Origin of the sequence: Paraburkholderia sp. D15, from assembly GCF_029910215.1 — a bacterium.
In the GTDB taxonomy this organism is placed as follows: domain Bacteria; phylum Pseudomonadota; class Gammaproteobacteria; order Burkholderiales; family Burkholderiaceae; genus Paraburkholderia.
In genome coordinates this window covers 1,872,672-1,898,607 of the sequence record NZ_CP110395.1, presented here as the reverse complement: position 1 = coordinate 1,898,607, position 25,936 = coordinate 1,872,672, and the positions used below count along the sequence as shown (strand labels likewise).

General features: G+C 64.2%; 23 protein-coding genes. 4 read left to right on the top strand and 19 right to left on the bottom strand.

What is annotated here, in order from left to right; genetic code table 11:
• Window positions 1-44: 44 nt before the first annotated feature.
• The 3 genes from LFL96_RS08170 to LFL96_RS08160 all read right to left on the bottom strand — a co-directional run bounded on the left by LFL96_RS08170 (window position 45) and on the right by LFL96_RS08160 (window position 4,034).
• The gene (locus LFL96_RS08170) at window positions 45-1,235 is read right to left on the bottom strand and encodes a nitronate monooxygenase family protein (protein ID WP_280999999.1); all 1,191 of its coding nucleotides are present in this window, start codon (window positions 1,233-1,235) and stop codon (window positions 45-47) included.
• Between the two features lie 223 nt (window positions 1,236-1,458).
• Complete coding sequence (locus LFL96_RS08165; RefSeq protein ID WP_280999997.1) at window positions 1,459-3,051, bottom strand: ABC-F family ATPase; 1,593 nt, start codon at window positions 3,049-3,051, stop codon at window positions 1,459-1,461.
• Between the two features lie 83 nt (window positions 3,052-3,134).
• Window positions 3,135-4,034, bottom strand: a complete 900-nt coding sequence (locus tag LFL96_RS08160; protein ID WP_280999996.1) for an NAD(P)-dependent oxidoreductase — start codon at window positions 4,032-4,034, stop codon at window positions 3,135-3,137.
• A gap of 215 nt (window positions 4,035-4,249) precedes the next feature.
• Here LFL96_RS08160 and LFL96_RS08155 point away from each other — a divergent pair, with 215 nt between their 5' ends.
• Window positions 4,250-4,456 carry a dodecin gene (locus tag LFL96_RS08155; protein ID WP_280999994.1) on the top strand — a complete coding sequence of 69 codons (207 nt, stop codon included), beginning with the start codon at window positions 4,250-4,252 and terminating at the stop codon, window positions 4,454-4,456.
• A 127-nt stretch (window positions 4,457-4,583) separates the two neighbouring features.
• On the opposite strand, the gene LFL96_RS08150 is transcribed toward LFL96_RS08155, so the two are convergent.
• The 4 genes from LFL96_RS08150 to LFL96_RS08135 all read right to left on the bottom strand — a co-directional run bounded on the left by LFL96_RS08150 (window position 4,584) and on the right by LFL96_RS08135 (window position 9,527).
• Window positions 4,584-5,678, bottom strand: coding sequence for a BMP family ABC transporter substrate-binding protein (locus LFL96_RS08150; RefSeq protein WP_280999992.1), 1,095 nt, complete (start codon window positions 5,676-5,678; stop codon window positions 4,584-4,586).
• Window positions 5,679-5,748: 70 nt separating this feature from the next.
• Window positions 5,749-6,678 (bottom strand): ABC transporter permease, encoded by a 930-nt coding sequence (locus LFL96_RS08145; RefSeq protein ID WP_280999990.1) that lies wholly within the window; start codon window positions 6,676-6,678, stop codon window positions 5,749-5,751.
• Window positions 6,679-6,706: 28 nt separating this feature from the next.
• Window positions 6,707-7,813, bottom strand: coding sequence for an ABC transporter permease (locus tag LFL96_RS08140; protein WP_280999988.1), 1,107 nt, complete (start codon window positions 7,811-7,813; stop codon window positions 6,707-6,709).
• A gap of 103 nt (window positions 7,814-7,916) precedes the next feature.
• Window positions 7,917-9,527 carry an ABC transporter ATP-binding protein gene (locus LFL96_RS08135; protein ID WP_280999986.1) on the bottom strand — a complete coding sequence of 537 codons (1,611 nt, stop codon included), beginning with the start codon at window positions 9,525-9,527 and terminating at the stop codon, window positions 7,917-7,919.
• A gap of 311 nt (window positions 9,528-9,838) precedes the next feature.
• Here LFL96_RS08135 and LFL96_RS08130 point away from each other — a divergent pair, with 311 nt between their 5' ends.
• Window positions 9,839-10,771 (top strand): LysR substrate-binding domain-containing protein, encoded by a 933-nt coding sequence (locus LFL96_RS08130; RefSeq protein WP_074764203.1) that lies wholly within the window; start codon window positions 9,839-9,841, stop codon window positions 10,769-10,771.
• Between the two features lie 174 nt (window positions 10,772-10,945).
• Here LFL96_RS08130 and LFL96_RS08125 read toward each other — a convergent pair whose 3' ends face one another.
• The gene (locus tag LFL96_RS08125) at window positions 10,946-12,334 is read right to left on the bottom strand and encodes an 8-oxoguanine deaminase (protein WP_280999976.1); all 1,389 of its coding nucleotides are present in this window, start codon (window positions 12,332-12,334) and stop codon (window positions 10,946-10,948) included.
• Between the two features lie 595 nt (window positions 12,335-12,929).
• On the opposite strand from LFL96_RS08125, the gene uraH reads away from it, so the two are divergent.
• Together uraH and LFL96_RS08115 are read left to right on the top strand one after the other, a co-directional pair.
• Window positions 12,930-13,283 carry a hydroxyisourate hydrolase gene (gene uraH / locus LFL96_RS08120; protein WP_280999974.1) on the top strand — a complete coding sequence of 118 codons (354 nt, stop codon included), beginning with the start codon at window positions 12,930-12,932 and terminating at the stop codon, window positions 13,281-13,283.
• Window positions 13,284-13,633: 350 nt separating this feature from the next.
• Window positions 13,634-14,827, top strand: a complete 1,194-nt coding sequence (locus tag LFL96_RS08115) for a urate hydroxylase PuuD (protein ID WP_280999973.1) — start codon at window positions 13,634-13,636, stop codon at window positions 14,825-14,827.
• A 668-nt stretch (window positions 14,828-15,495) separates the two neighbouring features.
• Here LFL96_RS08115 and LFL96_RS08110 read toward each other — a convergent pair.
• The 11 genes from LFL96_RS08110 to LFL96_RS08060 all read right to left on the bottom strand — a co-directional run bounded on the left by LFL96_RS08110 (window position 15,496) and on the right by LFL96_RS08060 (window position 25,791).
• Complete coding sequence (locus LFL96_RS08110; protein WP_280999971.1) at window positions 15,496-16,008, bottom strand: ureidoglycolate lyase; 513 nt, start codon at window positions 16,006-16,008, stop codon at window positions 15,496-15,498.
• A complete protein-coding gene (gene alc, locus LFL96_RS08105; RefSeq protein ID WP_280999969.1) occupies window positions 16,005-17,018 on the bottom strand; it encodes an allantoicase in 1,014 nt (337 codons plus the stop codon). Before alc ends, LFL96_RS08110 begins: the two co-directional genes overlap by 4 nt.
• A gap of 73 nt (window positions 17,019-17,091) precedes the next feature.
• A complete protein-coding gene (gene uraD / locus LFL96_RS08100; protein WP_280999967.1) occupies window positions 17,092-17,613 on the bottom strand; it encodes a 2-oxo-4-hydroxy-4-carboxy-5-ureidoimidazoline decarboxylase in 522 nt (173 codons plus the stop codon).
• Complete coding sequence (gene puuE / locus LFL96_RS08095) at window positions 17,610-18,560, bottom strand: allantoinase PuuE (protein ID WP_280999965.1); 951 nt, start codon at window positions 18,558-18,560, stop codon at window positions 17,610-17,612. The genes uraD and puuE overlap by 4 nt, the downstream gene beginning before the upstream one ends.
• Window positions 18,561-18,724: 164 nt before the next feature.
• The gene (locus tag LFL96_RS08090; protein WP_280999963.1) at window positions 18,725-19,591 is read right to left on the bottom strand and encodes an aspartate/glutamate racemase family protein; all 867 of its coding nucleotides are present in this window, start codon (window positions 19,589-19,591) and stop codon (window positions 18,725-18,727) included.
• A gap of 123 nt (window positions 19,592-19,714) precedes the next feature.
• Window positions 19,715-21,196 carry an NCS1 family nucleobase:cation symporter-1 gene (locus tag LFL96_RS08085; protein ID WP_280999961.1) on the bottom strand — a complete coding sequence of 494 codons (1,482 nt, stop codon included), beginning with the start codon at window positions 21,194-21,196 and terminating at the stop codon, window positions 19,715-19,717.
• A 338-nt stretch (window positions 21,197-21,534) separates the two neighbouring features.
• Entirely contained in the window at window positions 21,535-22,299 is a 765-nt protein-coding gene (locus LFL96_RS08080; protein ID WP_280999959.1) for a GntR family transcriptional regulator, read from the bottom strand.
• Window positions 22,300-22,623: 324 nt separating this feature from the next.
• Complete coding sequence (gene ldcA, locus LFL96_RS08075; protein ID WP_280999957.1) at window positions 22,624-23,550, bottom strand: muramoyltetrapeptide carboxypeptidase; 927 nt, start codon at window positions 23,548-23,550, stop codon at window positions 22,624-22,626.
• A 39-nt stretch (window positions 23,551-23,589) separates the two neighbouring features.
• Complete coding sequence (gene tadA, locus LFL96_RS08070; protein ID WP_281000624.1) at window positions 23,590-24,258, bottom strand: tRNA adenosine(34) deaminase TadA; 669 nt, start codon at window positions 24,256-24,258, stop codon at window positions 23,590-23,592.
• 158 nt (window positions 24,259-24,416) lie between these two features.
• Window positions 24,417-24,872: a DUF1992 domain-containing protein gene (locus LFL96_RS08065; protein ID WP_280999955.1), complete on the bottom strand. Its 456-nt coding sequence runs from the start codon at window positions 24,870-24,872 to the stop codon at window positions 24,417-24,419.
• A 316-nt stretch (window positions 24,873-25,188) separates the two neighbouring features.
• On the bottom strand, window positions 25,189-25,791 hold the full coding sequence (locus LFL96_RS08060; RefSeq protein ID WP_280999953.1) for a 2'-5' RNA ligase family protein: 603 nt from the start codon (window positions 25,789-25,791) through the stop codon (window positions 25,189-25,191).
• Window positions 25,792-25,936: the final 145 nt, after the last annotated feature.

The window sequence follows — 25,936 nt, the reverse complement described above, 5'->3', positions numbered from 1 at the left end:
GCGGGGATTGTCGAAGTTCTCCCTGGCCGATGCGTTGATACGCATCAACCGAGGGAAAACGCCCAGCGCCCTGCGACAGCGGGTCGCGTCGCGCCGGTCAGCAACAGCTCGATGAGGTCGTGCACGCTGCGAATCGCGGTGCCGAAGGGCAACGCCTCGCGGCCGCGGAAGAACAGACCGTTCGCGACATCGCCGCGCAGGGCCGCGGCAAGGCGCGTGTCGATGCAGAAATGGCCGAACTTCTCGATGCCGTCGCGCCAGCCGCACGCGCTCAGGCATTCGAGCGCGGTCGGGCACGCGTGCTTGAGCGCGCCGAGTTTGTCGCGGATCTTGTTTTCGTGACGCAGATAGCGCATCAGCCATGGCGTTTTCACCGCGCGCGCGGGCAAGCCCGTCACGCTGACGAATTCGACGATGTCGTCGGGCGTCGCCTCGGCGAGTACGCGCTTGAAGTTCGGATGCGCGTCGCCTTCCTCGGTGACGGCGAACGGCGTACCGAGCTGCACGCCGCTCGCGCCGGCTTGCAGCAGCTCGCGCACCTTGTCGTGGCTGTTGATGCCGCCCGCGAGAATCAGCGGCACGTCCTTGCGTTGCAGACCGAGCGACGCGAACATCGCGTCGAGTTCGTCGAGAATGCGGCGGAAGTCGAAGCGCGCGTCGTGCATGCCGGCGACATCGTTGACGCCGAGATGGCCGCCCGCGTGCGCGGGATGTTCGATCACCACCGCGTCGGGCAGACGCCCCTTCTTCATCCACTTCTTCAGGATCAACGCGACGCCGCGGCTGTCCGACAGAATCGGAATCAGCGCGATGTCATGGCCTTGCGTCATGTCGGGTAGATCGAGCGGCAGGCCCGCGCCCATCACGATCGCGTCCGCGCCATTTTCGCAGGCGGTGCGCACGTAATCGGCCTGTGCGTTGACGGCGCGCATCACGTTGACGGCGATCATTCCGCGGCCTTCGGCGAGCGCTTTGGCGGCGTGGATTTCGCGGGCCAGCGCGGTGAGATTCGCGCGTTCCAGGGTGGTCCGGCCGGGTGACTCGCCGCACTGCTCGAGCAGGTCGCGATGATGATGCCGCAAGTCGGTGCTCGCGATGGTGCCCATCGCCCCTTCACGCGCGACGCTACCGGCCAGCCGATGCGCGGAAATGCCGACGCCCATGCCGCCCTGGACGATCGGCAGTAACGGGCGGCCACGGATGACTAGCGGTGGGAAGGAATGTGAGGTGAACATGGCGAGTTCGAGAGAGGATTGTCGAACTCGGGATCATGGGCGGCCGGGCTTGATGGGGGTTGTTGCAGGTCAAGCGGCGCGTGGGTGATTTAGATGGTCGCCGTGGCAATTTGATGGGGGTCAAACGCGGCGTTCGCGAGATGAGAAAAAGAGGCTGCAAAAAGCAGCCCCAAAATTCAAACGATCCCGCCTGCCTTCACCGAGGCGGAAATCGCATACCCGCTTACTGCACTCCCTGACTCGTCAGGAAGTCCTCATAATTCCCACCAAAGTCGTTCAACGAACCGTTCGTCTTCACTTCGATAATCCGGTTCGCCAGCCCGCTGACAAACTCGCGGTCATGCGACACGAAAATCAGTGTGCCTTCGAACTTGTCGAGCGCGATCTGCAGCGATTCGATCGACTCCATATCCATGTGGTTGGTCGGCTCGTCCATCAGCAGCACGTTGTGGCGGCCCAGCATCAGCTTGCCCCAGATCATGCGGCCCTTCTCGCCGCCCGACAGCACCTTGACCGACTTGCGGATGTCGTCCGCATTGAACAGCAGACGGCCCAGCGTGCCGCGCACCATCTGCTCGTCGTCGCCTTCCTGACGATAACCGTCGATCCAGTCCATCAGCGTGACGTCGTTCGGAAACTCTTCGTAGGTATCCTGCGGCATGTAGCCGACGTTCGCGTTCTCCGCCCACTTCACCGTGCCGTGATCGAGCGTCAGCGCGCCGAGCAGCGAGCGCAGCAGCGTGGTCTTGCCCGCGCCGTTCTCGCCGATGATCGCGATACGCTCGCCCGGCTGCACGCTGATGCTGAAGTCGTTGAAGATCGAGCGCTCGTACTTCTTCGAAATCTTCTCCGCGACCACCGCGATGTTGTGCAGCTTCTTCTCGTACTCGAAGCGGATGAACGGGTTCTGCCGCGACGACGGCTTGAATTCCTCGATCTTGATCTTGTCGATCATCTTCAGACGGCTGGTCGCCTGACGCGCCTTCGACTTGTTCGCCGAGAAGCGGCGCACGAAGTCCTGCAGATCGGCGACGCGTTCCTTCGCCTTCGCGTTGGCGTTCTGCTGACGCTCGCGCGCCTGCGTGCTGGCCAGCATGTAGTCGTCGTAATTGCCCGGATAGACCTTCAGCGTGCCGAAGTCCATGTCGGCCATGTGCGTGCACACCTGGTTCAGAAAGTGGCGATCGTGCGAGATGATGATCATCGTCGAGTTGTACTGGTTGAGCACGTCTTCCAGCCAACGGATCGAGTTGATGTCCAGGTTGTTGGTCGGTTCGTCCAGCAGCAGCACGTCCGGCTTCGAGAACAGCGCCTGCGCGAGCAGCACGCGCAGTTTCCAGCCCGGCGCCACGTTGCTCATCGGGCCGTTGTGGTCTTCGATCGCGATGCCGATGCCGAGCAGCAATTCGCCCGCACGCGCTTCGGCGGTGTAGCCGTCGTACTCGGCGAACTTGGCTTCGAGTTCGGCGGCGTGCATGTAGTCGTCGTCGGTCGCGTCGGGGTTCGCGTAGATCGCGTCGCGCTCGGTCATGGCGGCCCACATTTCGGCGTGGCCCATCATCACGACGTCCAGCACGCGCACGTCTTCGTACGCGAACTGATCCTGGCGCAGCTTGCCGAGGCGGATGTTCGGCTCGAGCATCACGTTGCCCGAACTCGGTTCCAGATCGGAACCCAGAATCTTCATGAAGGTGGACTTGCCGCACCCGTTCGCGCCGATCAGGCCATAGCGGTTCCCGCCCCCGAACTTGACCGAGATGTTCTCGAAGAGGGGCTTCGGCCCGAATTGCATGGTGATATTGGCGGTAGACAGCACGGCGCGTCCCTTTGAATGATATATCGGCGAAAAACCCAATATTTTAGCAGGTTATCGCGAATTCGACCCGCACGCGCGCCGCGCTACTGGCTCCGGACGCCGCGCGGCGTCTGCAGCACGTCGATGAAGCCCGACAGGTCGGCCTCGGCGAGCCCCATCGCCGCGCCGAGCCGCAGCAGCTGCTGCACCGTCGACGACACCGGCATCGGCGTGCCGGTCTCATAGGCGGTGGCGGCCACGGTGTCGACATCTTTCTGAAAGGTGCGCAAGGCGCCGATCGGCGCGAGACCGCCCTGCGTCATGCGCGGCACGAAAATCTGCAGCAGCACCGAATCGGCCCAGCCGCCCGCGAGCCCTTCGGTCAGCCTGGCGGCGTCGATGCCGCTGCGCTGCGCGAGGCTCACCGCCTCGGCGATCGCCGCGACCGTCGCGGTGACGATGGTCTGGTTGCAGAGTTTGGTGGTCTGCCCGGCGCCGACATCGCCCATATGAGTCACGCGGGACGAATAAGCGTCGAGCAGCGGCCTGAGCGCTTCGACATCGGCCGGCGTGCCGCCCGCCATGATCGCCAGCGTGCCGGCGCTCGCGCCCGCCACGCCGCCCGATACCGGCGCGTCGATCCAGCCGATGCGCGCTGCCCGCCGCGCAAACTCGCGCGTGGCCGCCGGCGGAATGCTGGAGTGATCGACGATCCAGCGCACCCGGCCCGGCGCATCGCCCGAACCCTCTGCCGCGCCGCTCAGCAGGCCTTGCGCGCCGAACACCGTCTCCTCCACCGCCGCCGCGTCCGCGACGCACAGCAGTACCGCTTCGCAGCGCGCGGCCAGCTCGCGCGGCGTGTCGACCACGTTCGCGCCGTCGGCGATCAAGGCTTCCGCCTTGGCCCGCGTGCGATTCCATACATGCACGGTATGTCCCGCGCGCAGCAAATGCCGGATCATCGGCGCGCCCATCAGACCGGGACCGCAAAAACCAATTTCCACGTTCGAACCTCGTCGGCTGTCGGATTAAGTTGCGCGGACATGATAGCGGCCGCGCGTCATCGACGGATATCGGGCATGCGATGTGCGGCATGACTCGTTCGCGCAGCGAGCACGCGCGTTCGCGGCGACCGGCGCGGGCAGCAAAAGCCGCCTGCCGCGCGGAACCCGTTGCCTATACTTTTTGAACACCAACCGAACGAAAACGGAGGCAGTCCATGTCCGAACACGTCTACAAGCAGATCGAACTGACCGGCTCGTCCACAAAATCCATCGACGATGCGATCAGCACCGCCATCGCCAAGGCAGCGAAAACGCTGCGCCATCTGCACTGGTTCGAAGTGACGGAAACGCGCGGGCAGATCGAAAACGACAAGGTCGCGTACTGGCAGGTGACGATCAAGGTCGGCTTGCGGATCGACTGACGCACGATGTTTGACGCACGATCGACGTACGCTTGACGGTCGATCGGCGCACGATCGACGCGCATAAAAAAAGCTGCGTCCGGCCCGGACGCAGCTTCCTCGAACAACCCCAGCCAGAACCGCCCGCTTACTTCGGCAGCGACCCGTCCACGCCTTCCACGTACCAGTTCAGGCGTTGCAGTTCCGGATCGGTCAGCGTCTTGCCGTCCGGCACCTTCACCGTGCCCGACTGGTCCTTGATCGGCCCGGTGAACACGTCCCACTTGCCGCCGGCGAGCTGATCGCGTTTGGCCGCGACCTGCTTCTGCGCATCGGCGGAAATCGCGCCGGTGTTCAGATCCTCCAGATTGACGGCCTTCTGCGGAATGCCCCACCACACCGGGTCGCTCTTCCACTTGCCGTCGAGCACCTGCTGGATCGCCGCGTTGTAATACACGCCCCAGTGCGCGACCACCGAACCGAGATGGGCGTCAGGACCGAACTTCTTCATGTCCGAATCCCAGCCGAACGCGTGCACGTGTTTCTCCGACGCGGTCGCGAGCGTCGCGCTCGAATCGGTGTTCTGCAGCAGCACGTCGGCGCCCTGGCCGATCAGCGTTTCGGCCGCCTGCTTTTCCTTGCCCGGATCGAACCAGCTGTTGATCCAGATGACCTTCGTATGCACCTTCGGATTCACCGACCGCGCGCCGAGCGTGTACGCGTTGATGTTGCGGATCACTTCCGGAATCGGCACCGACGCGACGAAGCCGAGCGTGTTGGTCTTCGTCACGTAGCCCGCGGCGACGCCCGCGAGATACGCGCCCTGATACATGCGCACGTCGTAGGTGCCGAAGTTCGGCGCCTTCTTGTAGCCGGTCGCGTGCAGGAACACGGTGTCCGGGAAGTCTTTCGCGACCTTCAGTTCGAAATCCTGATAGCCGAAGCTCGAGCCGATGATGATCTTGTTGCCCTTGTTCGCCAGATCGCGGAACACGCGCTCGGAGTCGGCCGATTCCGGCACGTTCTCGATGCGGGTGATCTTGATCTTGTTGCCGAACTTCGCTTCCACTTCCTTCGACCCCTGGTCGTGCGCGTAGGTCCAGCCGGCATCGCCCGGATTGCCGAGGTAGACGAACGCGACGCCCGGCGCATCGGCCGCCTGCGCGCTTTGCGCGAGCGGCGCGGCCAGTGCGAGCGACGCCGCGCCCCACGCGAAAGCGGTCAGCAGATTTCTTCTCTTCATGGTTTCTCCTGTCGTGTTTATCGAATGATGGGAACGTGTAGTCAAGCTCAACGGTAGGTCGGGTGGTCGGTCAGCCTGCCGAGAAAAACGGTTTGCCCAGCGACGCCGGCGCGTTCAGCCGGATCGTGTTCGGATTGCGCGAGATCAGCACCAGCACGACGACGGTCGCGACGTACGGCAGCATCGCGAGAAACTGCGTCGGCACCGGCACGCCGATCGCCTGCGCGTAGAACTGCAAACCGGTCACCGCGCCGAACAGCAGCGCGCCGATCAGCAGACGGCCCGGGCGCCAGGTCGCGAACACCACCAGCGCCAGCGCGATCCAGCCGCGTCCCGACGTGAGCTGTTCCTGCCACAGGTGCAGATTGACGATCGAGTAATAGCCGCCCGCGAGCCCCGCCATGCCGCCGCCGAAAGCCACCGCGCCATAGCGCACGCCGACCACCGGAAAGCCGACCGAATGCGCGACCTGCGGCGACTCGCCGACCGAGCGCAGCACGAGGCCGGCGCGCGTGCGGTACAGGAACCAGCCGATCACCGCGAACATCAGGAACGCGAGGTAATCGAGCGGCGTGAGGCTGAAAAGCGCGGGGCCGAGTACCGGAATCTTCGAGAGGCCGGGAATGGTCCACGTGTCGATGGTCGCGCGCACCGCGGCCGACGTGTACGGCTTGCCGACGTACGCCGACAGCCCGATGCCGAAGATCGTCAGCGACAACCCCGTGGCGACCTGATTCGCGAGCATGGTGAGCGTGAGAAAGGCGAACAGCAGCGACATCGCGAGCCCGGCGCCGATCGCCGCGAGCACGCCGAGCCATGGGTTGCCGGTGATCGCGGTGACCGCGTAGCCGCTCACGGCGCCCATCAGCATCATCCCCTCGACGCCGAGGTTGAGCACGCCCGACTTCTCGGCGACGAGTTCGCCCGCGCCCGCGAACATCAGCGGAATCGCGGCGGTGACGGCGCTCGAGGTGAGCGCGCTGGCTTGTTGAATATCCATGAACAGTCCGGCGAAGATCGGTGAGCGGTTAATGAGCCTGCGGGGCCAGGGAGCGGCGCCGCACGCGGTAGTTCACGAACAGGTCGGCGCCCAGCAGGCAGAACAGCAGCAGGCCCTGGAACACGCCGGACAGCGCCTGCGGCAATTGCATCGAGGTCTGCACCGCCTCGCCGCCGAGATACAGCAGCGCCATCAGCAGGCTCGCGAGCACGATTCCCAGCGGATGCAGCCGCCCGACGAACACCACGATGATCGCGGTGAAGCCGTAGCCCGGCGACCACGTCGCCTGCAACTGGCCGATCGGCCCGGCGATCTCGCCCATGCCGGCCAGACCTGCGAGGCCGCCGCTGATCAGCAGCGAGGTCCAGATGGTCTTTTTGTCGGAGAAACCGGCATAGCGCGCGGCGAGCGGCGCCAGACCGCCGACGTTCATCCGGTAGCCCGCGAAGCTCTTGCGCATGAACAGCCACACGAGCGGAATCGCGATCAGCGTGATGAACACCGACGCGTTCAGGCGCGTGCCGCGCAGCCATTTCCAGTGCCAGTCGCCGGAGAACGTCGGGAACAGCGCGTCGCCGCTGAACATTTCCGAAAGCGGGAAATTCATCCCCTGCGGATCGCGCCATGGGCCGCTGACCAGATAGATCAGCAACTGCGTGGCCACGTAAGTCAGCATCAGGCTGACGAGAATCTCGTTGGTGTTGAAGCGGCTCTTGAGCAGCGCGGGAATCGCCGCCCACACCATGCCGCCCAGCACGCCGGCGATCATCATGGTCGGCAGGATCCACCAGCCGCTCGCCTGATCGAAGTAGATCGCGACGCCGCTCGCGGCGATCCCGCCGAGCAGCATCTGCCCTTCCGCGCCGATGTTCCACACGTTCGCGCGATAGCCGATCGCGAGACCGAGGCCGATCAGGCACAGCGGCGAAGCCTTCAGCAGCAGCTCCGACCAGCCGTTCACGCTCGACAGCGGCTCGATGAAAAACGCGTGCATCGCCTGCAACGGGTCGCGCCCGACGAGGCTGAAAATCAGAAAACCGATCGCCAGCGTGAGGAGCGCGGCGATCAGCGGGACGGCGAGCTGCATCGTGCGCGAGGGCGTGGTGCGGGCTTCGAGTCGATACGGAAGCATCATGGGTAGCGTGTGATTTATCGGGTTTTGTCGTCTGGGTGTGCCGGCCGGCTTGTCATTCAGCGGCGCTAACGGCGCGGCGAATTTCCGCCGATGCCGACGCGCGTCACGCGTGCGCCGTCTGTTCGGCCGACGGCGCCGCGCCTTCGCGGCCGCCGAACAGGCCCGCCATCCAGCGACCGATTTCCTCGGCATTGGTCGCCCCGGTGGCGCGCACCGGCGACAGTCTGCCGCCCGCGAGCACCGCGATGCGATCGCAGATGTCGAACAATTCCTCCAGTTCCTCCGAGATCACCAGAATCGCCACGCCGCGCGCCGACAGATCGAGCAGTTGCTGGCGGATAAACGCCGCCGCACCGACGTCCACGCCCCACGTCGGCTGCGCGACGACCAGCACCTTGGGCGCCTGCAGGATCTCGCGGCCCATGATGTATTTCTGCAGATTGCCGCCCGACAGGCTTTGCGCGAGCGCTTCGGCGCCGCCGCAGCGCACGTCGAACGCGTCGATGCAGCGTTTGGCGAACGCGCGCATGGCGCCCGCCTTGATCCAGCCCGACTTCACCATCTGCTGACGATGCGCGGTGAGCAGCGCGTTCTCCGACAGCGTCATGGCCGGCACCGCGCCGCGCCCCAGCCGCTCTTCCGGCACGAAGCCGAAGCCGAGCGCGCGCCGGCCGCCCGCGCCGAGACGCCCGGCCGGCTTGCCGCAGATCGTGACGGCGTCGGCGCTCATGCCGCGTACGCCGCGCTTCTCGCCCGACAAGGCCGACAGCAGTTCCGCCTGACCGTTGCCCGACACGCCGGCAATGCCGAAGATTTCGCCCGCATGCACGCTGAACGACACGTTATCGAGCGAGGTGCCGAACGGATCGTCGCTCTCCACCGACAACGCCTTCACGTCGAGCAGCACGGCGCCCGGGTTGTGCTCGCGGCGCGTGTAGTCGGGCAGCGAATGGCCGACCATCAACTGCGCGAGCGACGCGTGGGTCTCCTCCCTCGGCGTGACGTGGCCGGTCACGCGGCCGCCGCGCATCACCGTGGCGGTGTCGCACAGTTCCTGGATCTCGTCGAGCTTGTGGCTGATGTAGAGGATGCTGCAGCCTTCGGCGGCAAGGCGGCGCAGCGTCGCGAACAGCTTGCGGACCGCTTGCGGCGTGAGCACCGACGTCGGCTCGTCCATGATCAACAGGCGCGGGTTCTGCAACAGGCAGCGCACGATCTCGACGCGCTGGCGCTCGCCCACCGTCAGGCTGTGCACGTGGCGCTGCGGGTCGATGTCGAGGCCGTAGTCGGCGCAAACCTCGCGAATGCGTTTGGAGAGCGTCTTCAGATCAAAGGGTTCGTCCAGCGCGAGCGCGATGTTTTCGCCGACCGTGAGCGTCTCGAACAGCGAAAAGTGCTGGAACACCATGCCGATGCCGAGCTTGCGCGCGGCCGCCGGACTGGCGATGTCGACCGTCTGGCCCTCCCAGCGAATCTCGCCGGCGTCGGGCCGCACCGCCCCGTAGATGATTTTCATCAGCGTGCTTTTGCCGGCGCCATTCTCGCCGAGCACGGCATGGATTTCACCCGGCGCGACGATCAACGTGACGTCGTCGTTGGCGCGTACGGCCGGATACTGTTTGGTGATGCCCTGAAGCATCAACCGGGGCGCCGCCTGTTCCGGCCTCGTTGCCGGCTGCGGGGCGGCGCCTTCGCTATTGAAAGAGTCGCTCATGTGATTCCGTAGTACGTCGGTCACTACCAGTCCGGTGCGTTCGCCTGCCGGCCGCTTCTACCTTGTTCTGTCGCTTATGCCTTTTTGTGCCTTTTTTGCCCTTTTGTTGCTACCCGGCAAACGATCCGTCACCTTATCCGGATGACGATACCTAATTCGACTCACCCAGTCGAGCCGCCAAAATTCCCCGCAAACCCGCGCCGCTGCGCGATCTGCGGGTATCCCACCCTTGACGTGAACACGCGTTCATATTAAAACGCATATAAACCCACGCCCGTTCGATCAGCCAGAACATATATTTCGGAGAAGTCATGAGTCAGCAACGCGAGGCGATCGATACGTATCTATTACGCGTCTTGCATACCCTGTTGATGGAACGCAGCGTCACGCGCGCGGCCGTCAAACTGAATCAATCGCAACCTGCCATCAGCGCGGCGCTGCGTCGTCTGCGCGACATCACCGGCGACCCGCTGCTGGTGCGCGGCAAGTCCGGCATGGTGCCGACCGAGTACGGCCTGCGCCTGCTCGAACCGGTGCAGAACGCGCTGCGCGAAATCGAACGCATCAAGTTCCAGCAGCACAATTTCGATCCGGCGACCTCGATCCGTTGCTACCGGATCGGCTGCCCGGACTACCTGAACGTGCTGTTCGTGCCGACGGTGGTGGAACGCTTCCGCCAGGCGGCGCCGAACGCGACGCTCGAGTTTCATTCGCTCGGGCCGGCGTTCGACTACGAGCTCGCGCTCGAAGACGGCAAGCTCGACATCGTGGTCGGCAACTGGCCGGAACCGCCGGAGCAGCTGCACCTGTCGAACCTGTTCGTCGACCAGATCGTCTGCCTGATGAGCAATACGCATCCGTTCGCCAAGCGCGGCGGGTTGACGCTGGACCAGTACCTGAATGCACCGCATCTTGCGCCGACTCCGTATTCGGTGGGCCAACGCGGCGCGATCGACGTGCATCTCGCGCGCGAACGACTCAAGCGTCATGTCGTCGTGACCCTGCCGTACTTCAATCTGGCGCCGTACGTGCTGATCAAGTCGGATCTGATCTTCACGACGACGCGCCTGTTTGCCGACTACTACGCGAAGTTCCTGCCGCTTACCGTGGTGCCCGCGCCGCTCGATTTCCCGCCGATGCAGTACTACCAGCTGTGGCACGAGCGCGTGCATTACTCCGACGAAGTGCGCTGGCTGCGCAGTCTGGTCGCCGAAGCGACCAAGACCCTGATCGACAAGCCTTAAGCGTTGGTCACGCGGTTCTGCCGCGCGCTTCAAATCGTCAGCTTTGTATCTTCAGCTTGAGCGGGTTATCGGCAGCCGTTGCATGGCGGCCGCCGGAAACCTCGCTTCTTCCCTGCGGTTTTCCCCGCGGGTTCACTCCTCCCGCGGTTTCGTTCCTCCGCAGTTCGCTCCTGCTTACGCCGCTGCCTCGTAAAGCGTCTTCGCCAGCCGGTTGTGCTGTTCGATGACCGGTCCGAGTTCCAGCGTCGCCAACTGCCCGTCCTTCACGACCACCCTGCCGCCGATCACGCTGTAGCTCACCTGCGACGGTGCGCAGAACACCAGCGCCGCGACCGGGTCATGCAACGCACCCGCGAACAGCGGCTGACGCAGATCGAACGACACGAAGTCCGCCGCCATGCCCGGCGCCAGCGCGCCGATGTCGTCGCGATTGAGCACCTTCGCGCCGCCGAGCGTCGCGATTTCGAGCGCTTCACGCGCGGTCATCGCGTCCGGGCCAAAACCGACCCGCTGCAACAGCAACGCCTGACGCACTTCCGCGACCATCTGCGCGCCGTCGTTCGATGCCGAGCCATCCACGCCGAGCCCGACCGGCACGCCGGCGAGACGCATGCGCTTGACCGGCGCGATGCCCGACGCGAGCCGCATGTTCGAACACGGGCAATGCGCGACGCCGGTGCCGGTCCGCGCGAACAGTTCGATGCCCGCGTCGTCGAGTTGCACGCAGTGCGCGTGCCATACGTCATGACCGACCCAGCCGAGATCTTCCGCATACTCCGCCGGCGTCATGCCGAACTTTTCGCGGCTGTAGGCGATGTCGTTGACGTTTTCCGCCAGGTGCGTATGCAGCGACACGCCGTACTGGCGCGCCATCACCGCCGATTCGCGCATCAGATCGCGGCTCACGGAGAACGGCGAGCACGGCGCGACGACCACGCGCAGCATCGCGTAACGCCCTTCGTCGTGATACGTCTCGATCAGGCGCTGCGTGTCCTTCAGAATGTCCGACTCGCGCTCGACCACCGAATCCGGCGGCAGACCGCCGTCTTTCTGCCCCACGCTCATGCTGCCGCGCGCCGCGTGAAAACGCATGCCGATGCGGCGTGCCGCGGCGATGCTGTCGTCCAGACGGCTGCCGTTCGGGTAGATGTACAGGTGATCGCTCGAGGTCGTGCAGCCGGACAGCAGCAACTCCGCCATCGCCGTCAGCGTCGAGACTTCGATCATTTCCGGCGTGAGGTTCGCCCACACCTTGTAGAGGTTGGTCAGCCAGCCGAACAGTTCGGCGTTCTGCGCGGCGGGAATCGCGCGCGTCAGGCTTTGATACATGTGATGGTGCGTGTTCACGAGCCCCGGAATCACCAGATGCCCGCGCATGTCCAGCACTTCGTCGGCCGTTTGCGGCAGCTCGGCCGTCGGTCCGACCGCGACGATGCGGTTGTCCTCGATATACAGGCCGCCGTCGCGCAGTTCGCGCCGGGCGCCGTCCATCGTCACCAGCACGTCCGCGTGCTTGACCAGCATCGTTTTCTTCGGCTTGGCAGCCGCTTGTTCCATCGTCATTCGATTCTCCGCTTTAATGCTTCCGTGCAAAGTCGTCCGAACGCGATGTGACGGCACACTGATACCGTGCCGCCGCGTCCCGTCGAACGCCGTTGGCCCGGTTACCCAGCGTAATACGCCGTCTTCGGGGTGCCTCCTCACGGAGGACTTCTCCGCAACCTCGTCCATCGGACAGTGTTCCGGGGTGCGCCGCCTGCCCTGCCGGATCCGGCTGTGACGGGCCGCGGCGCACGGGTGTAACCTTCGACGGTCAAAATAATACTGACAACTCGCGCCACAGCGATAACCAGTTTCAGCCTCCCGATATAGTGGGCCTTTTTTGGCCCCGGTACGATCCGCTGGTGCATCGCACGTCCTGCAATCGGCCAGCGACGTGCGTCGCCGCGGCTTTCAGCAGGCTGTCTGTCATGCGCCAGGTATTATCTTTCCTATCTCGTGCGTCCTGAACGGAACAACCTTTTTACAATGGCTGCCACGGCGCTCGCTTCAATTCGCCGACGGGTATGTAGCCACTGACGTGGAGCCTCGATCCGCCGCAAACGTATCTGGATCGGGCTGCCGCCGAAACCTCGCAAACACACAAGGAAAATTGCGAATGGGAAAGCTCACTACCCACGTGCTCGACACCGCGAACGGCCGTCCCGGCGCGGGCATCAAGGTCGAACTCTTCGCGCTCTCCGGCGACACGCGCCGCGCGCTCAAAACCACCCTCACCAATGACGACGGCCGCTGCGACCAGCCGCTGCTCGAAGGCGAAGCGCTCGTTCCCGGCGAATACGAACTCGTATTCGGCGCGGGCGATTACTTCGCGTCGATCGGCACCAAGGTGCCGGAGCCGCGTTTCGTCGACCGTGTCGTGCTGCGCTTCGGCGTAGCCGATGCCGGCGCGCACTATCACGTGCCGCTGCTGGTGTCGCCGTGGTCGTACAGCACGTATCGGGGCAGCTAAGCGGTTCTGCCTCGATACCTGGAGAGACACGGTCGGGGTCGGGTTCGAGCCGCGTGACGCACGCGCCCGATTGCATTGCGCAGATGCCTGCCGGCGAGATTGCATCGCCCTTCCGGCAAGCACCCGCGAAACGCATTTGGACGCATGCGGCTCGACCCGCCCCGCCCCGACCCGAAGCTGAAGTTGAAGTCGAAGAGACATCATTAAACGATGCCGTGCGAACTGAGCGCATTGCATCTTTCATCCCCGCAGTTTGCGCCGCGACGTTCGATTCGCCGACGAACCCTTAACCGGGTCTCCCAAGGCACCAACGTCGCGGCGCGTACAACGAATCAGAAGTGGAGGAGTTCATGGAAGGCTTTATCACCGACTGGTTGAATCTGGCGATTCGCTGGTTTCACGTCATTGCCGCGATCGCCTGGATCGGCGAATCGTTCTATTTCGTCGCGCTCGACAACAGCCTGACGCCGCCGACCGATCCGAACCAGCGCAAGCGCGGTGTGTTCGGCGAGTTGTGGCACGTGCACGGCGGCGGCTTCTACAACATGCAGAAGTACACCGTCGCGCCGCCGGAAATGCCGGAAGACCTGCACTGGTCGAAGTGGCCGTCGTACACCACGTGGCTGTCGGGCGCGGGTCTGTTCACGGTGCTGTATCTGTTCTCGCCGTCCACGTACCTGATCGACAAGAACGTGCTGGACATGGGCCCGGTGGTCGCGGTCGCTTCGGCGCTGGGCTTCCTCGCCGCCGGCTGGATCGTGTACGACTCGCTGTGCCGCATTCTCGGCAACAAGGACAAGGTGCTGGGTATCTGCGTCGGCGTGTACGTGCTGATCGCGGCATGGCTCGCCTGCCACATCTTCGCGGGCCGCGCGGCGTACCTGATCATGGGCGCGATGCTGGCGACGATCATGTCGGCCAACGTGTTCTTCGTGATCATCCCGGGTCAGCGCAAGATGGTCGACGCGATGCTCAAGGGCGACACGCCGAACCCGATCTACGGCAAGCGCGGCAAGCAACGCTCGGTGCACAACACGTACTTCACGTTGCCGGTGGTGTTCGCGATGCTGTCGAACCACTACGCGATGACCTACACGAACCAGTACAACTGGGCCGTGCTGCTGATCATCATGCTGGCCGGCGCGCTGATCCGTCAGTTCTTCGTGATGCGTCACCGTGGTCAGGTGCTGTGGTATCTGCCGCTGATCGGTATCGTGCTGATGTTCTCCGCCCTCTTCTGGACGATGCCCAAGCCGATCGTGCCGCAAGCGCAAGCCGCGAACGCGCCGACCGTGAAGGTCGCCGACATCGCGCCGATTCTGCAGCAACGCTGCGCGGCGTGCCACTCCGCGCATCCGACGATGATGGGCAGCGCCCCGGCCGGCGTGCTGCTGGATACGCCGGATGAAATCTCGCAGAACGCGCAGCGCATCTATCAGCAGGCTGTGACGCTCAAGGCGATGCCGCTGGGCAACGTCACGCACATGACCGACGACGAGCGTACGAAGATCGCCGCGTGGTTTGAAGGTGGTGCGACGAAGTAAGTGATAAGTGATGTGGCCGGGCCTCGCGCCCGGTGTTGGTGAAGTTGGCAGGACATGAAGCGGGCTTTTCGCGTGAGCGGGAAGCCCGCTTTTTTTCGTGAAGGGTTTTGCTTGGCGGGTTTTGCGCGATATCGAATCGGCCTGGAAGCGGCTGAAGCTGAAGCCTCATTTCCTGCGAGAGCACGTTCTTCGACCTGCCGTCGCGTACAGGCTCAGTGGGCGACGCTTAAGACCCCACGCCGAACAGCAAGGTCCGGACGCGGAACGGCAAGGCGCGCGACGGTACGACGCGAAACGTGCGAACCAGAATGACGCGCTCACAAGAAAGCCCGAAGACGCGAACGGGCCGTATCAACAAACGCCGCAACCTCGCGCTCCGCCATCGGCACGCGCTCCCGCGTTCCCGCGTTCCCGCGTTCCCGCGTTCCCGCGTTCCTGTGTTCCTGTGTTCCTGTGTTCCTGTGTTCCTGTGTTCCTGTGTTCCTGTATTCCTGCGTTCCTGCGTTCCTGCGTTCCTGCGTTCCTGCGTTCCTGCGTTCCTGCGTTCCTGCGTTCCGCTGCGATGCGCCCCGCTCCGCCCCGCCCAAAAGCAAAAAGCCCACGGCGTCTCCGCCGTGGGCTTTCTTTCCTGCACCGGACGGGTTACTGGAACCCGCCGGAAAACAACCTCAAACCGCCACTGCGCTCAACGCCTCTTCCGTGAGCCACAGCGACTCGGCCAGATCCTGCTCGTTGAGGTTCAGACCATCCCCGCCGCGATCGACGACGATGAAGTCGCTCACGTCGCCCAGCGCGATCAGCGGATGATGCCAAACGCCCTTCGCGTAGTTGACGCCCTGCCACCCGCTCGTCACGAACGCGCGGATCTTCGATGCGTCCAGCTCGCCCGCCGGCGCCACCACGACCAGATACGGCTTGTCGTTCAGCGGCACGAAGGCCTGGCTGCCGAGCGGATGACGTTCGAGCATCTTCACTTCGAACGGCAGCGTACGCGGCTGACCGCGAAACAGGTTCACGAGCGTACGGCCGCTCTCGTCGGTGACATCCACTTTCGCGAGATCGTGATAGCGGATCGTCGTGCCGAGGTTGATCGGAATCTGCTTCGCGCCTTCGAGTTCGACCACGTCGCCGAACGCGGCGAACGCTTCCTTCGTCAGCGGTTCGATCGCGAGCGTTTTCATGATGCGAGCGTGCCCCACAGACGCAGACGCGACACGCCGCCGTCCGGAATGATGTTGAAGCGCACGTGCGTGACCGGGCCCAATGCCGCGATTTCGCTTTCGAAGTAATGCTGGTTGTCCATCTTCAGCTTCTGTTCGCCCAGCAGCACCGGCCAGAACATGGCCTGCGTGATCAGCGAGCTGTCCGTGCCGCCCGTCACGTAGGCTGCCTGGATCGAGCAGCGATCCGGGAAGTTGCCCTTGAAGTGCGCGGTATCGACTTCGATCTTCTTGATCACGCCCGGCTGTGCCAGCGCGACGATCGCCCAGTCGTTACCCGGCTCGCGACGGCGGCGCGTTTCCCAGCCGTCGCCCATGTTCACGCCACGACCCGGCATCAGGATCGTCGACGCTGCGCCGAAGTGCTGATTGTTCGCCGCGACCAGATACGCGCCGTTTTCCATCGCGGCCAGATCGAACTGCTCGGTGCGGCTCGCGCCGGCCCAGTCCACCTGCGGCTGACCATACACACGCAGACGCGCGATGCCGCCGTCCGGATAGATGTTCACGCGCAGGTGCGTGTAGGCGTTCGTGTCGCTGACTTCGTGATAGTGATGGCTATTGCCCTGCAACGTGGTCGAGGGAACGATTTCGGTCCATTGGGTCGACTGGTTCGGTGCGCCGTCCACCACGCGCGCGGCTTCCACCGACGCCGCCGGCGGGAAGTTGCCGGTGAAGTGGCTGGTGTCGAGGTCGAGACCCTTGATCACGCCCGGGCGTGCCAGCTTGATGACGCACCAGTCGTAACCGTTGGCGCGCTTGCGGCGGGTTTCCCAGCCGTCCATCCACTTGCCGTGATCGTCGTATTTGCCCGGGATGAAGACGGCCGGCTCCGGATTCAGCATGCGCTCCTTCGGTGCGAAGAAATCGTCGCTGGTCTCGAGCGCCTGCGCGCCCAGACGCGGGTCCGCCAGATTCACGAAACGACGCGTGAATTCCGGTGCATTGGGGTCGAGAATCGGGAGTGCCATCTTTGTCTTCCTTAATGTTTGTTAGTGCTGAAAAAACGTTCCGGACCGGGTCCGCGACGCGAGACGTGCCTCGTCAGGCGTCGATCAGGTCGTCGAGCCGGAAACGTGCGATGCGGTAGATCTGATCGAGACTGGCGCGCAGTTCGTCGGCGCGGCTGTTGTTCACGCGCGCCTCGAAGTTCGCGATGATGCCGTGGCGGTCATAGCCGCGCACCGCCAGGATGAACGGGAAGCCGAACTTCTCGCGATACGCGCTGTTCAACGCGAGCAGCTTGTCGAACTCTTCCTGCGTGCATTGCGACAGGCCCGCGCCGCTTTGCTCGCGGGTCGATTCCGCGGTCAGCTCGCCGCGCACTGCTGCTTTGCCGGCGAGCTCCGGGTGGGCGTTGATCAACGCCAGTTGCTTCTCTTCGCCGGCGTTCTCGACGATCGCCGACATCTTGCGATGCAACTCGTCGATGCTGCCGAACGGCCGTTGTTGCGCGGCGATTTCCGCGACCCACGGCGAATGCTCGAAAATGCCGGACAGCGCTGCGACGAACGCGTCGGCCGAGGTGCTGTTGAGTTGGTCCAGAGTGTATTGCATCGCCTTCATGCCGCAGCCCCGCGGTGGTTTTGTTGGTAAGGGTGATGTTCGCGCCAGTGGCGCGCAATATCGACGCGCCGCGTCACCCACACGCGATCGTGCTTTTCGATGTGATCGAGGAAACGTTGCAGTGCGCGGAAACGCCCAGGGCGTCCGAGCAGACGGCAGTGCATGCCGATGGACAGCATCTTCGGCGCTTCGTCGCCTTCTTCGTACAGCACGTCGAATGCGTCGCGCAGGTACGTGAAGAAGTGGTCCGCCGTGTTGAAGCCTTGCGGGCTCGCGAAACGCATGTCGTTGGTGTCGAGCGTGTACGGCAGGATCAGTTGCGGCACATTCGCGCCGCCGGTGATTTCGACGTCCTGCCAGAACGGCAGATCGTCGCCATAGTTGTCCGAGTCGTACAGGAAGCCGCCGTATTCGGCGACGAGACGGCGCGTGTTGGGACTGTCGCGGCCGGTGTACCAGCCGAGCGGACGCTCGCCAGTCACGCGCTCGATCGCTTCCATGCCGAGGCGCATGTGCTCGGCTTCCTTCTCCGGCGACGCGTCCTGATAGTGAATCCAGCGATAACCGTGGCAGGCGATTTCATGACCCAGCTCGACGAACGCGCGCGCGACTTCCGGATGCCGTTCGATCGCCATGCCGACGCCGAACACCGTAAGCGGCAGGCCGCGCTTCTCGAATTCGCGCAGAATGCGCCAGACGCCTGCGCGCGAGCCGTATTCGTAGATCGACTCCATGCTCATGTGGCGCGCCGGGTAGGCCGCGGCGCCGACGATCTCCGAGAGGAACTGCTCCGAGCCCGGGTCGCCGTGCAACACGCAGTTTTCACCGCCTTCCTCGTAATTCAGAACGAATTGCACTGCAACACGCGCTTGACCCGGCCAGTTCGCCTGCACCGGGTGGCGGCCGTAGCCGATCAGATCGCGTGGGTAGTTCGGGTCGAGTGACATGGTTTGACGAATGCGTGGTGACGGTACGTAAACTTCGCGTGGGAGGTGGCGTGGTTGCAGCGCCGGAGTGCGGCGGAACAGCGTGTCGCGGGGGCCAGCGCAGAGTGGGACCAGTGTAGCGAAAACGCCCGGGTGCGCCCATACACCCGGGCAGATAGTGCGTGTCAGACTGAATGTATGTGCGGGCCCGGTTTGACCGTGTTTACCCGCAGTAAATCAAGGGCTTGCGCGCTCTCCTCCCGATTCGCCGAGGCACCGGCGGGCGCTCCGCGCGGCAGCGCCGGACCGGCTACGTCGACGCCCGGGCTGAACGCCTGCAGCGCGCCGTCGTAGCGTTTCGCGAGCGGTCGCGCGTAGTCGCCGCGCTTGGCCGTCGCGAGACGCAGCGCGATCAGCGCCTCGGTCCATTTCACCGCGGCCGTCACGCCCTCGATCACCGGCGCGCCCAGCGCGTCCTCGATTTCCGCGCACAGTTCGGCCATGCCCGCACAGCCCAGCACGATCGCGTCCGAGCCGTCTTCCTCGAGCGCGCGGCGGCACTCGTCGAGGATGATGCGGCGCGCCGCCGAGCCCGGCTTGTCGAGATCGAGCACGGCGACGTCGGTGGCGCGCACGTTGCGGCAGAAACGTTTCATCCCGTAACGCTCCGCGAGATGCCATGCCATTCCGCAGGTCCGCGCGAGCGTCGTGACGACCGAGAAGCCCGGCGCGAGTACGCTCGCCGCGTGCATCGCCGCCTCCGCGATGCCGATCACCGGGCCGCGCGCCAGTTCGCGCGCGGCGTACAGGCCGGGATCGCCGAAGCAGGCGATCACGTAGCCGTCGCAGCCTTCGCGCTCGCCGGCCATCACCTCGGCGAGCAGACCCGGCGTGGCGAGCGCCTCGTCGTAATAGCCTTCGATCGACGGCGGCCCCATCGTCGGGCTGACCGCGATCACCTCGGTGCCCGGCGCGGCGACCTCGCGCGCGCAACGGCCCATCGCGTCGGTCATCCGCTGGGTCGTGTTCGGGTTGATCAGTTTGATGCGCATATCGACTCCTGTTGCTTGTGCCGCGCTCGTGTTGCGTTGGCGTTGGTGTTGCTACTACCGTTGCGCTTGCCGTGCCGCGCCGTCCGGCGAATCCATCGCCTCGGCGGCCCGGACCGGCGATGCCTAGCGAGCAAGCGCGCGATAGAACAGCGCGGCCAGTCCCGCGCCGATGAACCACGAGAAGTTCGCCATGCCGTCGAGCCCCGGCACCATCACGCACAGTACGGCGATCAGTGCAGCCGGCAGCAGCGCCGCCACCGCGCGATAGTTCACGCCGTTGCGATACCAGTACGAGCCACTGGGCGCGACCGTGTACAGATCGTCGAGCACGATCTTCTGACGCTTCACGAGGTAGTAGTCGACGATCAGGACGCCGTACAAAGGTCCGATGAAGCTGCCGAGTACATCGAGCGTGTAGTGGATCACGGCCGGGTTGTTGAACAGATTCCACGGCGTGATGAAGATCGACGCCACCGCCGCCAGCATGCCGCCCGCGCGCCAGCTGATCAGACGCGGCGCGACGTTCGAGAAATCGAACGCGGGCGACACGAAGTTCGCGACGATGTTGATGCCGATGGTCGCGATCGTGAACGTCAGCGCGCCGAGAATCACCGCGGTCGGATAGTCGATGCGGCCCACCGTTTCGACCGGGTCCGTGATCAGTTGGCCGAACACCGGCAGCGTGGCCGCCGTCGTGATCACCGTCACCAGCGAGAAGGCCAGGAAGTTGACCGGCAAGCCCCAGAAATTGCCGCGCTGCACGCTGCGGAAACTCTTGCCGTAACGCGAGAAATCGCCGAAATTCAGCATCGGTCCCGAGAAGTACGAGACCACCAGCGAGATCGCCGTGATCATCACTGGCACCACCGCCATGCCGTGATACTTGACGCCGCCCAGGTTGATGCCGATGTTGCGCCAGCCCGCGCGATACACCATGTAACCCGCGAGAATGAACATCACCACGTACACGGCCGGACCGGCGAAGTCGATGAACTTCTTGATGGTCTCCATGCCGTGCCAGAACACCAGCGCCTGCAGCACCCACAGCAGCATGAAACCGGACCAGCCGAGCGTGGACAGACCCAGAAAACCGTGATGGTGGACATCGGCATAAGGCAGCAACTGCGGCACGAACTTCAGCACCACGATCACCAGCGCGCTCGATGCGAGATACGTCTGAATGCCGTACCACGCGACCGCGATCAGACCGCGAATCACAGCGGGAATGTTCGCGCCGAGCACACCGAACGTCGCGCGACACGCGACCGGATACGGCACGCCGTTCGCCTGGCTCGGCTTCGCGATCAGGTTGCACAGCAAATTGACGATCGTGATGCCGACCAGCAGCGCGATCAACACCTGCCAGCTGGTTAGACCGAGCGCGAACAGGCTGCCCGCGAACACGTAACCGCCGACGCTGTGCACGTCCGACATCCAGAACGCGAAGATGTTGTACGCGCCCCAGGTCTGCTGGCGCAGCGGCGCGAGGTCTTCGTTGTAGAGCCGCTCGCTGTAGCCGGCGGGCATCGACGGGTCGCTGGACGCGCCTTCGTCGCCGTATGCGTGAATGGCCGGGTTACCGGGCGCTGCACTGAACTGAGCCATGATTCCTCCTTGGGATGGGGACCGTCGATTGCGAACCGAAGGACATTGCATCGGCCATGCCAGTCGTGCCCCGTTTCCAGGTGGAAGCGAGTCGGCGTCTGTCCGGCCGGGCCGCGGGTGTCTCCGTACTTGAAGTACTTGTGGTTGTCGTCGCGCCCGCAGCCGCGAATGGCGGGCGTGACGTCGCTGCTCGATGCCTTTCAGCGTCCGCATTCCGTCGACGGACGGGCGTGCACAAGCCGGCAGCGCTCACGACGAGCCGCCTTGCGACGCCAGATTCGGTTCAGTTCAATTCAGTGCGGCGCGCACCATCGACAGGCGCACACCGGCCGCATGCCTCAGCCTGGCGCGGACTTGTTCTTCGACGACGCCTTGACAGCGTCCTGGGACATTTCCTTCGATGCACCGCCGAGCGCGCCGAACACTTCGTGCAGATCGGCCGCGCCGCGCGCGGGGCGCTCCAGCATCTTCAACTCGACGCTTTGCAAGTGGCGCGACATCAGGGCCGCGGCCTCCTTTGCGTCGCCGGCGTCGAGCGCGGCGAGAATGGCTTCGTGGTCCTCGAACGAGCATGGGCTCCGTCCAAGCGACTCGTACAGCGCGGAAATCAGCGTGGAACGCGCCACCAGACCGTTCAGGCAGTCGCATAACACGGCATTACCGGTGAGACCGGCCAGCTCGGTGTGAAACTCGCCCGACAGGCGGATCCACGCCGGAAAATCGCGCGTTTCGAACGCCTTGCGTTCGCGGCCGATCATGCTGCCGATGCCCTTCAGGCGCCGCATGCCGTGCCCATTGCAAATCTTTTCGACGACCGCCAGTTCGATGATGCGGCGCATCTCGAACACTTCATGCACTTCCTGCAGCGACGGACTCGCGACGAACGCCCCGCGATTCGGTTCGAGGTCGACGAGATGGTCGGTGGCCAGTTGCGCCAGCGCTTGCCGGATGGGGCCGCGCTTGACGCCGAATACTTCGCACAACTGGGCTTCCGTCAATTTCGCGCCCGGCGCGAGCCGATGCTCGAGGATCGCGGCGCGGATGCGCTCGGCGATCGCTTCGGGTTTCGAACTGTTGACGGCCGCGGTATCTGTATCGGACATGATGTGCGTCTCGGTATGTTGGTCATCATAGGATGGACATAAAGATTGTCAACAATTTTTATCTTGAATATCGACAATCTTCGGGGAGAGGCTTGGCTGCTCTGGCGCGGGGACGCTGCGATGGCCCTACTATCCTTATTCAGGCTCTGTAGGAGTTTAATTAGATGCCTCGGTTGTCGTCCATTGGAAGCTGTTTTTGTCAACAATATTGGCTGACAGTCGCTGCCGCGCTGCTTCTTGAGACGGTTTAAATAATGACGGTTAGTTGCTTTCGTGACGTTAAAGAAAAGCGGGCAAACTGCCCGCTTCGCGCTTGCCGACACGTCAAGCTAGCGTCGGATACCCCGACAGGTTCAGCTTGAATCCATGTGCATCGGCGACCAGATGCGCGTCGGCGCCGACCGGCAACGTCAGCATGTTGTGGATGTGCCCGAACTGCAAGCCGGTGAGAACGGGAATGCCGACCACCGAGCGCACCTGCTCGATCATCGCGTGCAGGTCGTAGCCGTTGTCGTAGTCGTATGCCTTGCCGCCGGAGAAGTCGCCCAGCACCAGCGCCTGCTGCTGCGCGAGGATACCCGCCAGATGCAGTTGATAAATCATCCGTTCGACGCGGAACGGCTGCTCGTTGACGTCTTCCAGAAACAGGATGCCGCCCTGCACCGGCGGCATGTACGGCGTGCCGATCAGCGCCGACAACACCGCCAGATTGCCGCCCCACAACATGCCGGAGACATCGACGGCATGCGCTTGCGGCGCGTTGACCGTGACGGTCAGGGTCGGTTTGGTAAGCGCCGACCAGAAATGCTGCATCGTGAATTCGCTCTCCTGCTCGGCGCCGAAGTCGCTCATCACCATCGGACCGCCGAAGGTCTTCACGCCGGCGCGCGCCAGCAGCGCGAGCTGGATCGCGGTGAAATCGCTATGCCCGACCAGCGCGACCGGCTGATCGGTCAGGCGGCGTTGCAGCCCTTCGTAGTCGAGTCCATGCAGAATGCGCACCGCGCCGTAGCCGCCGCGCACCGCCAGCACGATGTCAGGCAATGGACGCGACGGGTCGGCGAGCCGGTTCAGATCGGCCGCGCGTTCGCCGTCGGTGCCGGCGAAACGCTGATAGCGGCGCTTCGTCACCTCCACGCCTTCGACGCGATGCCCCTGCGCATGAAAACGCTGCAACGCGCGGTGCAGCTTCTCGGGATCGTGCGGATAGCCGGACGGTGCGATCAGTTCGATGGTGCGATGGACGGTCATGGGGAGAGACCTGTTCTGGATGAGTAGTGTTGGCGAGACTCAGACCGGGGTGGATGGGCTGGCCGGGCTGGTGGTCGCGTTTTTGTTGGCTTCGTTGCTGGTTTCGTTGTTCGAGTCGTTGCTGAGTCGGTTGTTCGAGTCGTTGCCTGCTTTCAGATTGGCGGCTTCGGCGCGCGCCGCCGCGCGTGCTTCGCGGCTCGCGCGACGCCGATCGGCGAAGAACGACTGAAGCGCCGCCCCGCACTCGCGCTCCAGCACGCCGCCCATCACCGACGTGTGATGATTCAGTTGCGGATTCGCGAACGCATCGACGACGCTGCCGCACGCGCCCGTTTTCGGATCGCGCGCGCCGAACACCACCCGGGCGATGCGCGCATGCATGATCGCGCCCGCGCACATCAGACAGGGTTCGAGTGTGACGTAGAGTTCACAGCCGGGAAGACGGTAATTCTCGACGGCTTGCGCCGCCGCACGCAGCGCAACCATTTCGGCATGCGCGGACGGATCGTGCCCGCCAATCGGATGATTGAAGCCGCTGGCGATCACTTCGTCGCCGCGCACGAGCACGGCGCCGACCGGCACTTCGCCGGCCGCGCGCGCCTGTTCGGCGGCGGCCTGGGCTAGCGCCATGAAGCGGAGATCGCGTTCGGAAATGGGAGAAGGTGCGGACGAGGAAACCGAGGCTGCGTCGATCGATGTGGCCGCAATAAGCAGTTGCGACGTGTCGCTGCTTGCATGCAATGCGGGAGATTCGACGGAGTTTGCCGACTCGGCAGCCTGATGCGCTGAGTTCGGGATGTCGGACGTACGGCCCGGTTCACCCGATGCCGAATCCGGCGACGAAGACTTGACGACAAGCGGCCCGCTCACTGCGAACCCGCGTCTGGACGACCTGCAGGGTCTGCCGGATCTACCGCATCTGCCGCATCTGTCGCATGTGCAAGATCACCGCGGCCGACACGCTCGGACAGACGTTCGGCAATACGCCGGCAATATTCGCGCGGCAACACCAGCGGGCCGCCGCGCAGCGATTCCAGCGCCATATCGAGCGCGAGCATCCGCGCTTGCAGACGGCAACGGGTAGTCGGGTCGCTCACGGCATTCAGCTCCGCTTGCAGATCGCGCAGTGCGCGCAACTGCTCAACGGCGGGCGGCACGAAGCCCGCGTTCTTCAGTATCCGGTTAGCGACCCGCACCTCTTCAGGGACCAGTGCGTCGTCCTCGAGCGGCAGCGGCGCGCCGGCGCCCGGTAAGTCGTCGAACTCGCCGCGCGCGGCCGCGGCGGCAATACGCTGTTCGACTAGCGCATCAAGCAATTTCATCTGCAATCCACTACGTTGCGGCCCGTGCATTCTATCAGGGAGCGCTGCGCCGCTCGCTGGGGACAACCGACGAAATCACCTGGTTTCCGGATTCCAGGTATTTCGGGAACTGCGAGCGTTTGCGTGGCCCGGCAAGCGCTTGTCGATTGCCGTGTGGTGCGTGTCGACTGCTATGTGGCGTACGCATCGGGATGCCGTTGGCGTTGGCGTTGGCGTTGGCGTTGGCGTTGGCATTTTGACTCGGACGACGCTCAAAGTGCGACCGCATCGGCCACAACCCCGCATCCTTCGCCACTCGACGTACCGGCCCACGCGATCAGCGCACGCCCTCCAGACGCCAGCGCGCTAGCGGCACATGGCGCGTGCGCCCAAGCAGGCTATGCATCAACACGAACTCACGCACATTCCAGCTAACGGGTTCGATGGGCCTTGTCGCAACCCACGGCATGCCGTAAGCCAGCGTGACATGCGGCGTATAAGGCACGACGGAAGCCCCCGCCCGCCCCTCGATACCCGCGCTACGCAACGCCTCGACCAACATGTCGTGAAGCGCGTACAGCCTCACCACGCCGTCGCCACCACCCAGCACCAACGGCCCCGGCCGAGGCCTCGACGCAAAGCTGACCAGTGAATCGAACTCGACCGTGAATGGCTCGACACGGACCGATGCTGCCGCTCGTATCGCCGCCTCGACGCGAGCCGGCGGCAAACCGCCTGCAAAATTCCCCAGATGCTGCAACGTGACATGCAATCGCCCCGCGCCGAGCGGCTTGCTACGCACGCGCATTTCCCCGCAAAGCTGCTGCGCGAGCTTTGCGATGCCGGCCGCCGTGTGGGCATCGGGGAAAACGGCGAGAAACAGGCCGTCTGTCGGCGTGGGTGGCGCCTCCAGCCCGGGCAGCCAGAGTTGTTCAGGCATGGCGCTCCTGAGCGGGAAAAACTGGCATCAAGCGACTCTCCGTTTGCTATGTAGTTTTAACCAGGCCCCGCCTGTATGTGTCCGATCGACCATTCAGTCCCCTTTCGAAAACCCTTGCGCAAGTGGATGGCTTACGTACAATACT

Excerpts from the sequence above, each read along its gene's own strand:
- LFL96_RS08060 (WP_280999953.1), bottom strand. The coding sequence starts at position 25,791 with ATGCCTGAACAACTCTGGCTGCCCGGGCTGGAGGCGCCACCCACGCCG.
- LFL96_RS08150 (WP_280999992.1), bottom strand. The coding sequence starts at position 5,678 with ATGAAGAGAAGAAATCTGCTGACCGCTTTCGCGTGGGGCGCGGCGTCG.
- LFL96_RS08125 (WP_280999976.1), bottom strand. The coding sequence starts at position 12,334 with ATGACGATGGAACAAGCGGCTGCCAAGCCGAAGAAAACGATGCTGGTC.
- LFL96_RS08140 (WP_280999988.1), bottom strand. The coding sequence starts at position 7,813 with ATGATGCTTCCGTATCGACTCGAAGCCCGCACCACGCCCTCGCGCACG.
- ldcA (WP_280999957.1), bottom strand. The coding sequence starts at position 23,550 with ATGACCGTCCATCGCACCATCGAACTGATCGCACCGTCCGGCTATCCG.
- LFL96_RS08090 (WP_280999963.1), bottom strand. The coding sequence starts at position 19,591 with ATGCGCATCAAACTGATCAACCCGAACACGACCCAGCGGATGACCGAC.
- LFL96_RS08155 (WP_280999994.1), top strand. The coding sequence starts at position 4,250 with ATGTCCGAACACGTCTACAAGCAGATCGAACTGACCGGCTCGTCCACA.
- uraD (WP_280999967.1), bottom strand. The coding sequence starts at position 17,613 with ATGAAGGCGATGCAATACACTCTGGACCAACTCAACAGCACCTCGGCC.
- uraH (WP_280999974.1), top strand. The coding sequence starts at position 12,930 with ATGGGAAAGCTCACTACCCACGTGCTCGACACCGCGAACGGCCGTCCC.
- LFL96_RS08135 (WP_280999986.1), bottom strand. The coding sequence starts at position 9,527 with ATGAGCGACTCTTTCAATAGCGAAGGCGCCGCCCCGCAGCCGGCAACG.
- LFL96_RS08130 (WP_074764203.1), top strand. The coding sequence starts at position 9,839 with ATGAGTCAGCAACGCGAGGCGATCGATACGTATCTATTACGCGTCTTG.
- LFL96_RS08115 (WP_280999973.1), top strand. The coding sequence starts at position 13,634 with ATGGAAGGCTTTATCACCGACTGGTTGAATCTGGCGATTCGCTGGTTT.
- puuE (WP_280999965.1), bottom strand. The coding sequence starts at position 18,560 with ATGTCACTCGACCCGAACTACCCACGCGATCTGATCGGCTACGGCCGC.
- LFL96_RS08110 (WP_280999971.1), bottom strand. The coding sequence starts at position 16,008 with ATGAAAACGCTCGCGATCGAACCGCTGACGAAGGAAGCGTTCGCCGCG.
- LFL96_RS08065 (WP_280999955.1), bottom strand. The coding sequence starts at position 24,872 with ATGAAATTGCTTGATGCGCTAGTCGAACAGCGTATTGCCGCCGCGGCC.
- LFL96_RS08080 (WP_280999959.1), bottom strand. The coding sequence starts at position 22,299 with ATGTCCGATACAGATACCGCGGCCGTCAACAGTTCGAAACCCGAAGCG.
- LFL96_RS08085 (WP_280999961.1), bottom strand. The coding sequence starts at position 21,196 with ATGGCTCAGTTCAGTGCAGCGCCCGGTAACCCGGCCATTCACGCATAC.
- LFL96_RS08145 (WP_280999990.1), bottom strand. The coding sequence starts at position 6,678 with ATGGATATTCAACAAGCCAGCGCGCTCACCTCGAGCGCCGTCACCGCC.
- alc (WP_280999969.1), bottom strand. The coding sequence starts at position 17,018 with ATGGCACTCCCGATTCTCGACCCCAATGCACCGGAATTCACGCGTCGT.
- LFL96_RS08170 (WP_280999999.1), bottom strand. The coding sequence starts at position 1,235 with ATGTTCACCTCACATTCCTTCCCACCGCTAGTCATCCGTGGCCGCCCG.